We start from the raw sequence: 13,180 nt of genomic DNA, 5'->3' as shown, positions 1-13,180 counted from the left end.
TGATGGGGTCAGATCCCTTTTCCTGAGGAAAAGGGATCTGACCCCATGGCGGCTGATGAGCGCAAAAAAAAACGCCCCTGTTTCCAGGGGCGTCTGCAGTCGCGTCATGACTGTTGTGTTGCGGTGTAGCGATTACTGCTGCACAAAACCGATCTTCTTCATCTGAGCATTCTTCGCGGCGGCCAGAACCTTGGCCATCACGTCGTACTCGGAATCCGGGCTGGCGTCGATGCGCAGTTCCGGCTGGTTGGTCGGGTCACGCTGGACCTCCTGCTCCATCCGCTGCTGCAGCTCGCTGGTATTGATCGGGCTGTTGTTCCACGAGACCTGGTTGCTGGCGTCGATCTTCAGTTCGATCGGCGGCGGCGGTTCAACCAGCTGCGGCGGTGGGTTGAGCACGCGCTGCGGCAGGTCGACGGCGATCGGGTACGTCATGATCGGCGCGGTCACGATGAAGATGATCAGCAGAACCAGCATCACGTCCACGAGGGGCGTGACGTTGATGTCTGCCATGGGGCCCTTGCCACCACCACTACTGAATGCCATGGCTTATTGCCCCTTTTCTTTGGTCGCGACGAAGCCGACGTCCAGCATGCCCTGCTCCTGCGCGACCTTGGTCAGGTCGTTGATGACGCGCATCTTGGTGGTGCGGTCACCACGCAGGTTCAGCGGCGGCTGCGGGGTCTGCTGGGCGGCGGTCGCCAAGCGGGACTCGAGAGTCTGCTTGTTGATTTCTTCGTCGTTCCAGTAGATCGAGCCGTCTTCCTTGACTGCCAGGGTGATCGGTCCGGAACGCTTTTCAGCGTCTTCCGGCTTCTGGATCAGGTTGGCTTCCGGCAGATCCACCTTGACCTTGTGGGACATCAGGGGCGCCGTGATGATGAAGATGATCAGCAGCACCAGCATCACGTCCACGAGGGGCGTAACGTTGATGTCGGCCATGGGGCCGCCGCTGTTACCACTACTGAAAGCCATAACGGGCTCCGTCTAGATCTTGGTGACTACTTACGTTCGTCGCTGGGTGACGCGCGCCGCAATTAGCGGACGCGCGAGCCGGTGGCGAAGAAGTCGTGCAGGTCGTGCGCGAAGGTATCGAACTTGCTGATGGTCGCGCTGTTGATCTTGCTGAAGAAGTTGAAGGCGAACACGGCCGGGATTGCGACGAACAGACCGATCGCGGTCATGATCAGCGCTTCACCCACCGGGCCGGCAACGGCGTCGATCGAAGCGGAGCCGGTGGCACCGATCTTGATCAGCGCGCCGTAGATGCCCCACACGGTACCCAGCAGACCGACGAACGGAGCGGTCGCGCCGACGGTGGCCAGCAGGGTCATGCCCGACTGCAGCTTGTTGCTTTCGCGGGTCACGGCCTGACGCAGGGCGCGGTCGACGAACTCCGAACGGCTCAGGTTCTCACCCACGCCGCCGGTGGCGCCGCCTTCAGCGCGCTGGTGGTGCGCAGCAGCCTGGGCAGCGTCCAGGGCGATCTTCGAGAACGGCTCCGAAGCCGGCTGCTCTTCCATCGCACGGATGGCGTCCTGTGCGTTCGGGGTGTCCCAGAACAGGCTGACGACGCGATCAGCGGCGCTCTTCAGGCGGGTCGCACGGAAGATGTTGATGACGGTCCAGTACCAGGACATGGCCGACATGGCGATCAGGGTCAGCAGCACGACCCAGGAAACCGCGAAATCACCCGGCTTGGTGGTCATTTCGTGGATCAGGTGCTCGAAGCCCATCTGCGACAGGGCGTTGGACGGATTGCCCCCGGCAGCAGCGGCGATGAAAATTTCCTGCAGCATGACGCTTACCTTTGTTGTGTGTGGTGATAAAGGGTGTAGCTAAGCTAAACAATCGAACCGGGAGCGGGGGTGGCCAGGCGGCCACCCGGGCGCATCAGTTCAGCGCAAAGTTGACCGGGACGCGAACGCGACCTGCCGCCTTCTTACCGCCAGATTCAGCGGCGTTGAAGCGCCACTTGCGAGCCGCTTCCATCGCGGCACGGTCCAGGTCGCGGTTACGGCTGGACTTTTCCACCGTGACATTGGTGACGTTGCCGCTGGCATCGACATCAATGATCAGGATCACTTCGCCCTGGATACCAGCGCGGAAGGCTGCCGGCGGGTAGCGCGGCGGATTCATGGCCTTCGACGAGATGTCCACGCTGGCCTCGATCGAGGTCGCAGGTGCCGGCGGCGCGGGGGGCGACGGCGGGGTGACGATATCGCTCGGGCGCGGCTCCGGCAAGTCCACGACCGGCGCCTGCGGCGGCGGCGGGACCGGCGACGGCTTCGGCGGCGACAGATTCTTCACCGGCGGCGGCGGAGTATCGGTCGGCGGCGGCGGCGGCGGCGGCGGGGGCGGCGGCGGCGGCGCATCGACGATGGTCACCATGACGTTGCGCTCCTTCTCAGCCACGGCCTTGGGAGCCACGGCGGGAATGAGGAGCATCATGAAGGCGGCCAGATGCAGGGCAATTACAAACGCGATGCCGACGATGCGAGGCCAGCTCAGCCCCTTGTCATCGGGTTGTTCGTACCGGTGAACGACTAGTTGTTCCGTCATGCGCCAAGAGCTCAATAGTGGGGCCGGGATGCCGGGGGCGGAATCCCTGATCAGCGGTGCATGACACCGCAGGAACCTCCAAGCTTATACCAATCCTGAGCGCCTGCGCATCAACTGAGCAGGCATTCAGGCGTTATTCCTACTTACTTCAGGTTGATGATTTTCTTGGCATCAGCCTGGTTCTTCACACCCTTCGCCAGCGCCTGCTGGGCGGCCTGCTTGGCCTCCGGGATGCGACCTTCGGCATGCAGGACGCGTGCCAGGTTCAGGTAGGTCTCACCGTCCTTGGACAGCGGGGCAGCCTTCTGCCACGCATCGATCGCCTGCGGCACCTGGTCGGAGTAGTAGTAGGACTGGGCCAGCGCCAGGTAAACCTGGTAGTCCGGCTTGAGGATGCCCTTCTGCAACCCTTCGTTGATGACCGCGATGACGTCCTTTTCCTTTTTGTCGGTGTTGGCATAGATCGAGTACAGCTGCTTGTACTCGCGCTCTTCGGTGAGCTGGCCGCTGCTGCGCAGCTTGTCCATCACCGCGGCCGCCTTGTCCATCTGGTCGGCCTGCATGTACATGCTGGCCAGGTTCAGCTGGGCCTTCTTGTCGTTCGGGTTCTTGGCGGCCAGCGCCTCGGCTTCCTTGACCGCTTCACCGGACTGGCCGGCTTCGGACAGGGCCGCCATCAGCAGCTGGTTCCAGTTGTCCTTCGGTTCGGCGGAACCGGCGATGGCCTGCTTCAGCACCGGGATCGCTTCCTGGTAGCGCTCCAGCTGGTACAGCGCCTGGCCCTTGGCGATCAGTTCTTCCGGCTTGGTCGACTTGCTCTCGGCGAAGTACTTGTCGAGGGTTGCCAGGCCTTCGGCGGTCTTGTCTTCCTGCAGCTCCAGCTGGCCCAGCATCAGCATCGACTGGAAGTGGCCATTGTTGTCCAGGCCGTTGAACTGCAGGACCTGCTTCAGATAGGCGATCGCCGCCGGGGCGTCGTCGGTCTGGTAGGCCGCCTGCGAGGCCAGCTGCGCGGCCAGCGACTTGTCGTACTCGTTCGCGGCGCTGTCAGCCAGGATCGCGTCGGCCTGCTCGCGGGTCTCCGGGAACTTTTCCTTGTTGTAGCTGTCGATCATTTTCTGCAGCTTGCTGCCCATCTTGGCCGAGGCCTTGACCGTCGGCTCCTGGCGGGTCGCGTTCGGGTACAGCGCCTCGGCCTTGGCCTGCTTGCCGCCGCGGTTGCCGCGCTCGGAGGAACGCGAGGACTGCGCGAAGGCATCGGTGACCACGGCGCCGGTCAGGGCGGTCGCGACGAGGACGGAAAGCACAGCTTTGTGGTTACGGAAAATCATCGTTCACCTCGATCGAACCGCCGGTTAGCGGCAAAGTCGGACTGTCAGAAAAATCTGAGCCGCCAAACGTATCAGAAACAGATGGCGTGAGAAATCGTTTTATGTGCTGCAATACAGCATAGAACTGCGCACTCATCCGCACTTTGGCCGCAGCCCGGCCGCCTGCGCCTGCTGATAGACCGGCGTCAGGGCCGGGGCATCGCGTCGCAGTTCCTGGATCCGGTTGGCCGGATCGGGGTGGGTGGACAGCCATTGCGGGCTGCGGCCGCCGCTGGCGGCCATCATGTTCTGCCACAGGTCCACTGCCTGCGCCGGATTGAAACCGGCCTGGGCCATCAGCCGCTGGCCGATTACGTCAGCCTCGCTTTCCTGGGTGCGTGAGCCGGGCAGCAGGAAGGCCGTCTGCGCGCCCATGCCGCCGAGCTGGTTGACGGTGCTGGCAGCGCCTTCGCCATAGGCCGCACCGGCCAGCGCACCGAGCACGGCCAGGCCGGTCTGCGCGCCCATCTGGCGGGTGATGCGTTCTTCGTGGTGACGGGCGATGACATGGCCGATTTCATGGCCGATCACGGCAGCCAGCTGGTCCTGATTCTTGGCCACGGTGAAGATGCCGGTGTTCACGCCGACCTTGCCGCCGGGCAGGGCGAAGGCGTTGGGCTCCTTGTCGACGAACACTGCCGTCTCCCACCGTACGCCACGGTACTGAGGCGGCAACTGCGCGACCAGGGCATTGACCACGCACTGCACGTAACCGTTCTGGCGGCCGTCGGTGCTGATCTTTTCCTTCTGCTTTGTTTCGGCGAACGCCTGTGCGCCGAGCTGGTCCAGCTGTGCCTGCGAGACGCCGCCCACCATCTGCCGGCGGCCGGTAGGGGAGGTGGTGGTCGCGCAGGCGCTGACCAGAGTGGTGATGACAAGGGCCAGCAGCAGTTGTTTCATGGAAGCTCCCCCGTGTTCATATGGGCAGTGTGTAGCGTAGCGGCTTAATCTTTCGTCAAGCGGACGCGGCGTTACGTTGACCCCAGGAACACCATCGCGGCAAGGGCAACCGCATTGTTCAACGCATGCGCGGTGATCGCCGCCCACAACGTGCCGGTACGCTGGTAGAGCCAGCAGAACGCAGCCCCCATGCCGCCATAGACCAGCCAAAGTTGTGCGATTTCGGCCGGGCCATTGGCGCTGGTTCCAGGGATCTCATGGATCAGGGCGAATGCGAGGCTGCTCAGTACCACGCCCAACCACGGGCGCCCGGCCTTCCACAGGCGGCCAAACAGCACGCGGCGGAACAGCAGTTCCTCGTAGGCCGGCGCCAGTGCCACGGCGAACAGCACCAGGAACAACGGGAAACGTGCGATCGCGCTCTGCATCAGCGCCAGATTGGTGGGGACCGGCTCGATGCCGAACTGCTTGGCCAGGAAGGCAATGCCGTTGCTGCCGAGCACGATCAGGGTCGCCACCAGCAGGGTCCAGCCCCAGGTGGAGGGGCGGCGCAGCGCCTGGCGCGACGCGTGACGCTCGGCGGTATTGGCTGGCCGTCGCCAGAAGTACAGCAGCAACGCAGCGCCACCGGTGGCAAACAGCGCCATGAGAATCTGTGCAAGCGCGCCGGGCTGGCCCAGTGTCGCCGCGACCGAATTGGCGTCGGGCGTTCCACCGCTGGCCTGCGCATTGGCGTAGCCAACCACCACACCACGGTAAAGGCCCCACAGCAGGCCGCTGATCAGGCTCAGGCCGAACAGGGTGACAGCGGCGATGCCCAGATCGATGAAAAACCCCGCCAGCGGTGAAGCGACACGCGGCGCGGCCGAGGCCGGCGGAATCGGGGGCGGGGCGGAAGCCGGGGCGGATGCGGACATCGGGTACCTGCGTTCAAGGATCGAAGGCCGGCGCGCCTCCTCGCGCACCGGCCATCACCGGATTGTGTCAGATATCCAGGTTGGCGACCTTCAGCGCGTTGTCCTCGATGAAATCGCGACGCGGTTCGACGACATCGCCCATCAGGGTGCTGAAGATCTGGTCGGCTGCGACAGCGTCTTCGATGCGCACCTGCAGCAGTCGGCGGGTTTCCGGGTTCACGGTGGTGTCCCACAGCTGCTCCGGATTCATTTCACCCAGACCCTTGAATCGCTGGATCTGGCGGCCACGCTTGGCCTCTTCGAGCAGCCAGTTCTGCGCCTTGGCGAAGCTGTCCACTTCGATCGACTTGGCGCCGCGGGAGATGGTTGCACCTTCGCGAACCAGGCCATGCAGCAGCTTGGAGGCCTGGTGGATCGCGCGCAGTTCACCACTCTCGAACGCCGACATGGGCAGTACCTGGATGTGCTGTTCGCCCATGTGGCGACGGGTGACCAGTACGGCGGCCGGACGCTCATCGTTGGCTTCCTGCAGCTCCAGGCTGAAGCGCGGGCTGCCCAGGCTGCCCTGGTTGAGTCGCTTGGCCAGTGCATCCAGGCCTTCGCCTTCGCCGGCACTGCGCAGGCTCTCCAGGTCCATCGGCACGAAATCGACCAGCGCTTCGAGCAGGTTGCGGTCGTAGCGGTGCGCGTTGCGCTCGATGGAATCGAGGGCAGCGGCGTACGCCAGCAGCAGCTTCTCCAGTGCCAGGCCTTCGATGCCTGGTTCGCCGGTGGCCGGCACCAGCGCAGCGTTTTCCACCGCGCTGCTGGCCAGGTAGCTGTCCAGCGCCGGGTCATCCTTCAGATACAGCTCCTGCTTGCCCTGCTTGATCTTGTACAGCGGCGGCAGGCCGATGTAGACGTAACCGCGCTCGATCAGCTCCGGCATCTGACGGTAGAAGAACGTCAGCAGCAGGGTGCGGATGTGGGCGCCGTCGACGTCGGCGTCGGTCATGATGATGATCTTGTGGTAACGCAGCTTGTCCGGGTTGTACTCGTCACGGCCGATGCCGGTGCCCAGCGCGGTGATCAGCGTACCGACCTGGTCGGACGACAGCATGCGGTCGAAGCGCGCGCGTTCCACGTTGAGGATCTTGCCGCGCAGCGGCAGCACCGCCTGGTTCTTGCGATTGCGGCCCTGCTTGGCCGAGCCACCTGCCGAGTCACCCTCGACGATGAACAGCTCGGACAGCGCCGGATCCTTTTCCTGGCAGTCGGCCAGCTTGCCCGGCAGGCCGGCGATATCCAGCGCACCCTTGCGGCGGGTCAGGTCGCGGGCCTTGCGCGCGGCTTCACGTGCACGTGCGGCATCGACGATCTTGCCGGCGATCGCCTTGGCTTCGTTCGGGTTTTCCTGCAGGAATTCTTCCAGGCGCGCACCGAAGGCGTTTTCCACCGCCGGGCGCACGTCGGAGCTGACCAGCTTTTCCTTGGTCTGGCTGGAGAAGCTCGGGTCCGGCACCTTCACCGACAGCACCGCAATCATGCCTTCGCGCATGTCGTCGCCGGTCAGGTTGATCTTGGCCTGCTTGGCGATGCCGTTCTGCTCGATGTAGTTGTTGAGCACGCGGGTCAGCGCACCGCGGAAACCGGCCAGGTGGGTACCACCGTCCTTCTGCGGGATGTTGTTGGTGAAGCAGTACATCGTCTCCTGGTAGGAGTCGGTCCACTGCAGCGCCACATCCACCACGATGCCATTGTGCTCGCCGGTAACCGAGATGACATTCGGGTGCAGCGGGGTCTTCAGCTGGGCCAGGTGCTCCACGAAGCTGCGGATGCCGCCTTCGTAGTGGAAGTCATCGCGGCGGCCATCGCCACGCTCGTCAGCAAGGACGATCTTGACGCCGGAGTTCAGGAACGACAGTTCGCGCAGGCGACGGGCCAGGATGTCGTAGTGGAACTCCACGTTGTCGTGGAAGGCGACGGTGGACGGCCAGAAGCGCACGGTGGTGCCGCGCTTGGTGGTGGTTTCCAGCTTGGCCAGCGTGGTCACTGCGGCGCCGTTGCTGAATTCCTGCTGGTAGTGAAAGCCGTTCTGGAACACGTCCACCAGCAGCTTCTGCGACAGCGCATTGACCACGCTGACGCCGACGCCGTGCAGACCGCCCGAAACCTTGTAGCTGTTGTCGTCGAACTTGCCGCCTGCGTGCAGGACGGTCATGACGACTTCGGCCGCAGACACTTCGCGACCGAGCTTGGCACTCATCTGCTCATGCTTGCCGGTCGGGATACCACGGCCGTTGTCGGACACCGAAACCGAGCCGTCGGCGTGGATCGTCACCGCGACGTGGTCGGCGTGGCCGGCCAGCGCTTCGTCGATCGAGTTGTCGACAACCTCGAACACCATGTGGTGCAGACCGGTGCCGTCATGCACGTCACCGATGTACATGCCGGGACGCTTGCGGACAGCCTCCAGGCCTTCCAGGGCGGTAATGCTGTTGGCGTCGTAATTGCCGTTGTTTGCCGGGGTGTTCTGTTCGTCGCTCATTGCGCTTGCCGTAGGCTCCGCAGGTCGGCCACCGCTTGGGGCGATGCGCCGAGAATGAAAGGATTCCAACCCGAATTATACCAGCCGGGGTCGAGCGGCCCTGGTGCGCCCACTATGGCACAGCCACGATCTGTGCATGTTCCACGTGGAACCGGGCGATGTGGGTCAGTTCGTGCAGCGCCGCTGGGGTTTCGGTGGCGGTGATGAAGATCTGTGCTGGGCCATTGAGCAGGCGCTCCAGTACCCGCGCCTGGTGGGTGCGATCCAGCTCCGAAGCCAGATCATCCAGCGCGATCACCGGCCATTCGCCACGCTGTTCGGCATAGTCTTCGGCCTGCGCGAGCAGGCAGGCCAATGCCGTCAGCTTGGCCTGGCCCCGGGACAGCGCATCGCGACCCGGAATGCTCTGGAAATCAACGCTCCAGTCCGCCCGGTGCGGGCCGACCGAGGTATACCCGGCCTGGCGGTCGCGTTCCCGGGCCAGAAGCAGGGCATCGGCCAGCGGAAGTTCATGCCGCCGCCATCCAGGACTCAGTTCCAGTCCCTGGATGCCGAGTTGCGGAGCCAGGCTGGCGGCCAAGGCCACAGTGCGCTGCTGCAGACGCTCCAGGTAGTGCTGGCGGCGGCTTGTCAGTGGTTCTCCGGCCTCGGCCAGCTCGTGATCCCAGGTATCGAGCATCCGCGAGGGCCCGCCCTGCTTGAGCAGGGCATTGCGCTGCTTCAGCGCCCGGGAGTAACGGCGCCACAGGGACAGAAAGCCCGGTTCCACGTGGAACAAGCCCCAATCGAGGAAGCGGCGGCGGGGCTCGCCACCACCACTGACCAACGCATGGCTGCCGGGCTCGAACGTCACCACCGCCAGCGCTGCACAGAGATTGCCCAGCTGCGCGACATCTTCGCCGTCCAATCGCCCCTTCCAGTCCTGGCCGCTGTGGCGCAGCCCGGCCTTTCGGCGGTGGGGCGGGTGATCGGCACGCTGTTCGTCCCATTCCACGAAGATTTCCAACGCTTCCTGGCCCTGGCGCACCAATCCATCGCGGACCCGGCCACGGAAGCTGCGTCCATAGGCCATCAGATGCAAGGCTTCGAGCACGCTGGTCTTGCCGGCACCGTTGTCGCCGGTCAGCAGGTTCAATCCCGGCTGGGGCGACAGGTCCACCGCACTGAAACGACGCAGTTGGTGCAGGGCGAGGCGGCGGATAAGCATGGGGCGCGAAAGACCATCCGCACGAGGCGGTAGTGGGGCAGGGAATCCATCAGCTTACTGCATCGGTCAAGGAGGACGCGCCACGCCAGCGACCAAGCAGAGCAGAGGCCTCTGCGCGCTTGGCAATCGCACGTTCCACGTGGCACCACGCCGTCCGCTTGGCCCCTTGCAGGCCTGGACGTGGCCGAAATCCCTTCAATTCTGCCGAGGGCAGCAGGGCATCGACCCTCAGATTTCAACGATTCCAGCGCTTTTACACAGGTGTGAGTGCGCGCTTCGGCAGGGGGTGCGGTCGGATGCCCCCCGGATTCCTTCAAATCTGCGATCCAATGTCCTGGAGGGTTCCACAGATTTCAAAGAATTCAGCGCCTTCGTTTCACGCTGTCCACAGCGGGTCTGTATGACGTATACACAAGGTATGGGCAATCTGTGGATAAAAAAGCCCTTTTGCCTGCCGCTGAAAACTATCCACAGGTTCCCCCCCAGCCTTAGGGGCCTCTATACAGGGGGTTTCAGGCTTATAAATTTCTTTTAAATCATATAGATAGCTTGTTTCCCCACGAAATCTGGCCCTACCATCACCACCATGCTTTAGATTTATACCCAGATTTAGAAGCTAGGCTTGGCCCAAACTGCCTCGAATCGCTCCTGTGGACAGAGGCGTTTGCAGAAGCATCGGGGATCGCGGCATCAGCGGCGGGGCGCTTCGTCAATCCAGTCAGATCTGGCCGAATGCACCGCGTTGAGAATCCAGGTGCGGGCGCTTCCGATCGAAGGGGATGCGCCAGCGGGCATTGGCTGCAATCGCAGGTTCCAACGCTTGCCATGAATGGTGTTGAAGGCAGAGCGAAAGAGGGGACCAACAGGAAGGATGACGTCCCTCCAAACGGAGGCTGCTCAGCAACCCAATTCAATGCTCCACGTGGAACAAAAAAAACGCCCGGGAAGATCCCGGGCGTCGTTCGGTTCCACGTGGAACAGCGCTGCTGTCAGAGACGCAGCGGCATGACTACGTGACGCGACTTCTCACTGCTGGATTCACGCACCAGCGCCGAGGAATTGGAGTCGCGCAGCTGGATGATGACTTCCTCGTCGCGCAGCGCGGACAGGGCATCCAGCAGGTAGTTCACATTGAAGCCAATGGCCAGATCGCTGACCGTGGTGTCGGCTTCGATTTCTTCCTGGGCTTCTTCCTGCTCCGGGTTGTGCGCGCTGATCTTCAGGTTGCCCGGCGAGACTTCCACGCGGATGCCGCGATACTTCTCGTTGGACAGGATCGCGGCGCGCTGCAGCGAGGCGCGCAGCGCTTCGCGATCCACCTTAACTTCGCGGTCGGCACCGATCGGGATCACCGCTTCGTAATCCGGGAAGCGACCGTCGATCAGCTTCGAGGTGAAGGTGACATCGTCGCGCTTGACGCGGACGTGGCTGCGGCCGACTTCCAGCTCGATCTCGCGATCGCCGCTTTCCAGCAGGCGCTGCAGTTCGGTCACGCCCTTGCGGGGCACGATGATCTGGCGCTTGGAACCGCTGGGCTTGGCCAGGTCGGTTTCACACAGGGCCAGGCGATGGCCGTCGGTGGCGACGGTCCGCAGGGCATCGCCGCGCAGATCGAACAGCAGGCCGTTGAGGTAGTAGCGCACGTCCTGCTGGGCCATCGCGAACGCGGTGCGTTCGATCAGTTCCTTGAGGGTCGCTTCGCCAATGGCCACGCGCTCGGTGGCTTCCACTTCGTCCACCGACGGGAAGTCATTGGAGGGCAGGGTTGCCAAGGTGAAGCGGCTGCGGCCGGCCTGCACGGTGATCTTGTCACCGGTCTGCGAGACGGTGATCCGGCTGCCGTCGGGCAGGGCACGGATGATCTCGAACAGTTTGCGGGCGGGAATGGTGGTTTCGCCGTCCTGGGCGTCTTCAACCGCGATCCGCGACACCATCTCCACTTCCAGGTCGGTACCGGTCAGCGACAGCTGGCCGTTCTGTACCTGGACCAGGAAATTGGCCAGAACCGGAAGGGTCTGGCGGCGTTCGACCACGTTGACGACCTGTGCCAACGGCTTGAGAAAGGCTTCGCGCTGCAGTGTGAAACGCATGTGGTTCCGTGCCCCTATGCTTTAAAAAATGTGGAATAAATCAAAAGCTTGGTGGTGCTGGTAGAGACAGAATCGCTGGAAAACAACGCTAAGTCTTTGTAAATAAAAGAATTTCAGACCTCGAAACCCTCTGTATTACCGACCCCCAGGGGGTGGGGAAAGCTGTGGATAAATTCGGCGCGATTTCAAACGCCATTTTTATCCACAACGTGTCCCGCGCTTGCTACCGGATTCTGCACCGTTTTGTGCGATGACGCCTCATCGGCATCCGTGCATCATTCGCTCAGCTTCCGGATCAGCTTGTCCCAGTCCTCGCGGAGCTTGCCGTCGGTTTCCATCAGGGTGCGGATCTGGCGGCAGGCATGCAGCACCGTGGTGTGATCGCGACCGGCAAACGCGTCGCCGATCTCGGGCAGGCTGTGCTCGGTCAGCTCCTTGGTCAGGGCCATGGCGACCTGGCGGGGGCGGGCCAGCGAACGGGTCCGACGCTTGGACAGCAGATCCTTGATCTGCAGCCCGTAGTAGTCGGCCACGGTTTTCTGGATGTTGGGAATGCTGATCGCCTGCTGCTGGGCACGCAGCAGGTCGCGCAGGGTTTCCTGGGCGAATTCGGTGGTGATCGCGCGGCCCGTGAAATTGGCGCGGGCGGTCAGGGTATTGAGCGCGCCCTCGAGGTCGCGCACGTTGGAGCGCATCTTCTTGGCGATCAGGAACGCAACATCATCGGGAATCTCGGCCCCGCGTTCGCGCGCCTTGGCCAGCACGATGGCGGCGCGGGTTTCAAAGTCCGGCGGTTCGATCGCGACCGACAGGCCCCAGGCAAGCCGCGACTTCAGGCGCGCTTCCAGGCCCTCGACCTCGCGCGGATAACGGTCGCAGGTCAGGATGATCTGCTGCTTGCCATCGAACAGCGCGTTGAAGGTGTGGAAGAACTCTTCCTGGGTGCGGTCCTTGCCGGCGAAGAACTGGATGTCATCGATCAGCAGCGCGTCCACCTGCTGGAACTGGCGCTTGAACTGATCCATGGTCTTTTCCTGCAGGGCCCGGATCATTGCGCTGAAGAACTGTTCCGAGCGCAGGTACAGCACCTTCGCGCCTGGATTGGCCTGGCGCATCGCGTTGCCGGCGGCGAACATCAGGTGGGTCTTGCCCAGGCCGGTGCCTCCGTACAGCAGCAGTGGGTTGTGCGCACGGTCGCCCGGTTTCTGCGCAGCCTGGAACGCCGCGGCCAGGCCCAGCTGGTTGCTGCGGCCTTCAACGAAGTTGGCGAACGTGTAGTGATTGTCCAGGTTGCCGGCAAACGGCACCTGCGGTTCGCTGGACACATGCGCCGATGGCGTGGAAACCGGCGAGTTCTGCGCCTCCACAGGGCGCGGGCGCGAGCCGATTTCAAGAAAAACGTCGCTGAAGCCGGCGAAATGCGCCAGCAGTTCGCGGATCCGGGCCAGATACAGCTCGCGGACCTGGTCGACGATGAAGGCATTCGGTGCATACAGCACCAGGCTGTCCACGCGCAGATCGGCCTGCAGTGGCTTCAACCAGGTATGAACGTCTTCCGGCGGGAACTCCGCTTCGAGGCGCTCGAGACTACGGGACCAAGCATCCAT

The 13,180-nt window shown here is 63.3% G+C and carries 11 protein-coding genes; all 11 read right to left on the bottom strand.

Annotated features, from left to right (window positions below):
• Positions 1-132: 132 nt before the first annotated feature.
• Positions 133-546 carry an ExbD/TolR family protein gene (locus ACZK0Z_RS00055; RefSeq protein ID WP_005411740.1) on the bottom strand — a complete coding sequence of 138 codons (414 nt, stop codon included), beginning with the start codon at positions 544-546 and terminating at the stop codon, positions 133-135.
• Between the two features lie 3 nt (positions 547-549).
• A complete protein-coding gene (locus ACZK0Z_RS00050) occupies positions 550-975 on the bottom strand; it encodes an ExbD/TolR family protein (protein WP_005411739.1) in 426 nt (141 codons plus the stop codon).
• 62 nt (positions 976-1,037) lie between these two features.
• Positions 1,038-1,799, bottom strand: a complete 762-nt coding sequence (gene exbB / locus ACZK0Z_RS00045; protein ID WP_005411738.1) for a TonB-system energizer ExbB — start codon at positions 1,797-1,799, stop codon at positions 1,038-1,040.
• Positions 1,800-1,893: 94 nt separating this feature from the next.
• Positions 1,894-2,562, bottom strand: coding sequence for an energy transducer TonB (locus ACZK0Z_RS00040; protein ID WP_459004593.1), 669 nt, complete (start codon positions 2,560-2,562; stop codon positions 1,894-1,896).
• Between the two features lie 143 nt (positions 2,563-2,705).
• Positions 2,706-3,893 (bottom strand): tetratricopeptide repeat protein, encoded by a 1,188-nt coding sequence (locus ACZK0Z_RS00035; protein ID WP_049429182.1) that lies wholly within the window; start codon positions 3,891-3,893, stop codon positions 2,706-2,708.
• Between the two features lie 132 nt (positions 3,894-4,025).
• A complete protein-coding gene (locus tag ACZK0Z_RS00030; protein ID WP_010487422.1) occupies positions 4,026-4,832 on the bottom strand; it encodes a M48 family metallopeptidase in 807 nt (268 codons plus the stop codon).
• 71 nt (positions 4,833-4,903) lie between these two features.
• The gene (locus ACZK0Z_RS00025) at positions 4,904-5,749 is read right to left on the bottom strand and encodes a CPBP family intramembrane glutamic endopeptidase (protein WP_049429183.1); all 846 of its coding nucleotides are present in this window, start codon (positions 5,747-5,749) and stop codon (positions 4,904-4,906) included.
• A gap of 67 nt (positions 5,750-5,816) precedes the next feature.
• Positions 5,817-8,276, bottom strand: a complete 2,460-nt coding sequence (gyrB, locus tag ACZK0Z_RS00020) for a DNA topoisomerase (ATP-hydrolyzing) subunit B (RefSeq protein ID WP_197632686.1) — start codon at positions 8,274-8,276, stop codon at positions 5,817-5,819.
• A gap of 112 nt (positions 8,277-8,388) precedes the next feature.
• Positions 8,389-9,483: a DNA replication/repair protein RecF gene (gene recF, locus ACZK0Z_RS00015; protein WP_197619881.1), complete on the bottom strand. Its 1,095-nt coding sequence runs from the start codon at positions 9,481-9,483 to the stop codon at positions 8,389-8,391.
• 989 nt (positions 9,484-10,472) lie between these two features.
• Complete coding sequence (gene dnaN, locus ACZK0Z_RS00010) at positions 10,473-11,573, bottom strand: DNA polymerase III subunit beta (protein ID WP_005411731.1); 1,101 nt, start codon at positions 11,571-11,573, stop codon at positions 10,473-10,475.
• A 275-nt stretch (positions 11,574-11,848) separates the two neighbouring features.
• Positions 11,849-13,180: a chromosomal replication initiator protein DnaA gene (dnaA, locus tag ACZK0Z_RS00005; protein ID WP_049429225.1), complete on the bottom strand. Its 1,332-nt coding sequence runs from the start codon at positions 13,178-13,180 to the stop codon at positions 11,849-11,851.

The sequence above is a fragment of the Stenotrophomonas sp. 116085_Sma genome (assembly GCF_056479585.1).
This window is presented reverse-complemented; position numbering and strand designations above follow the sequence as displayed.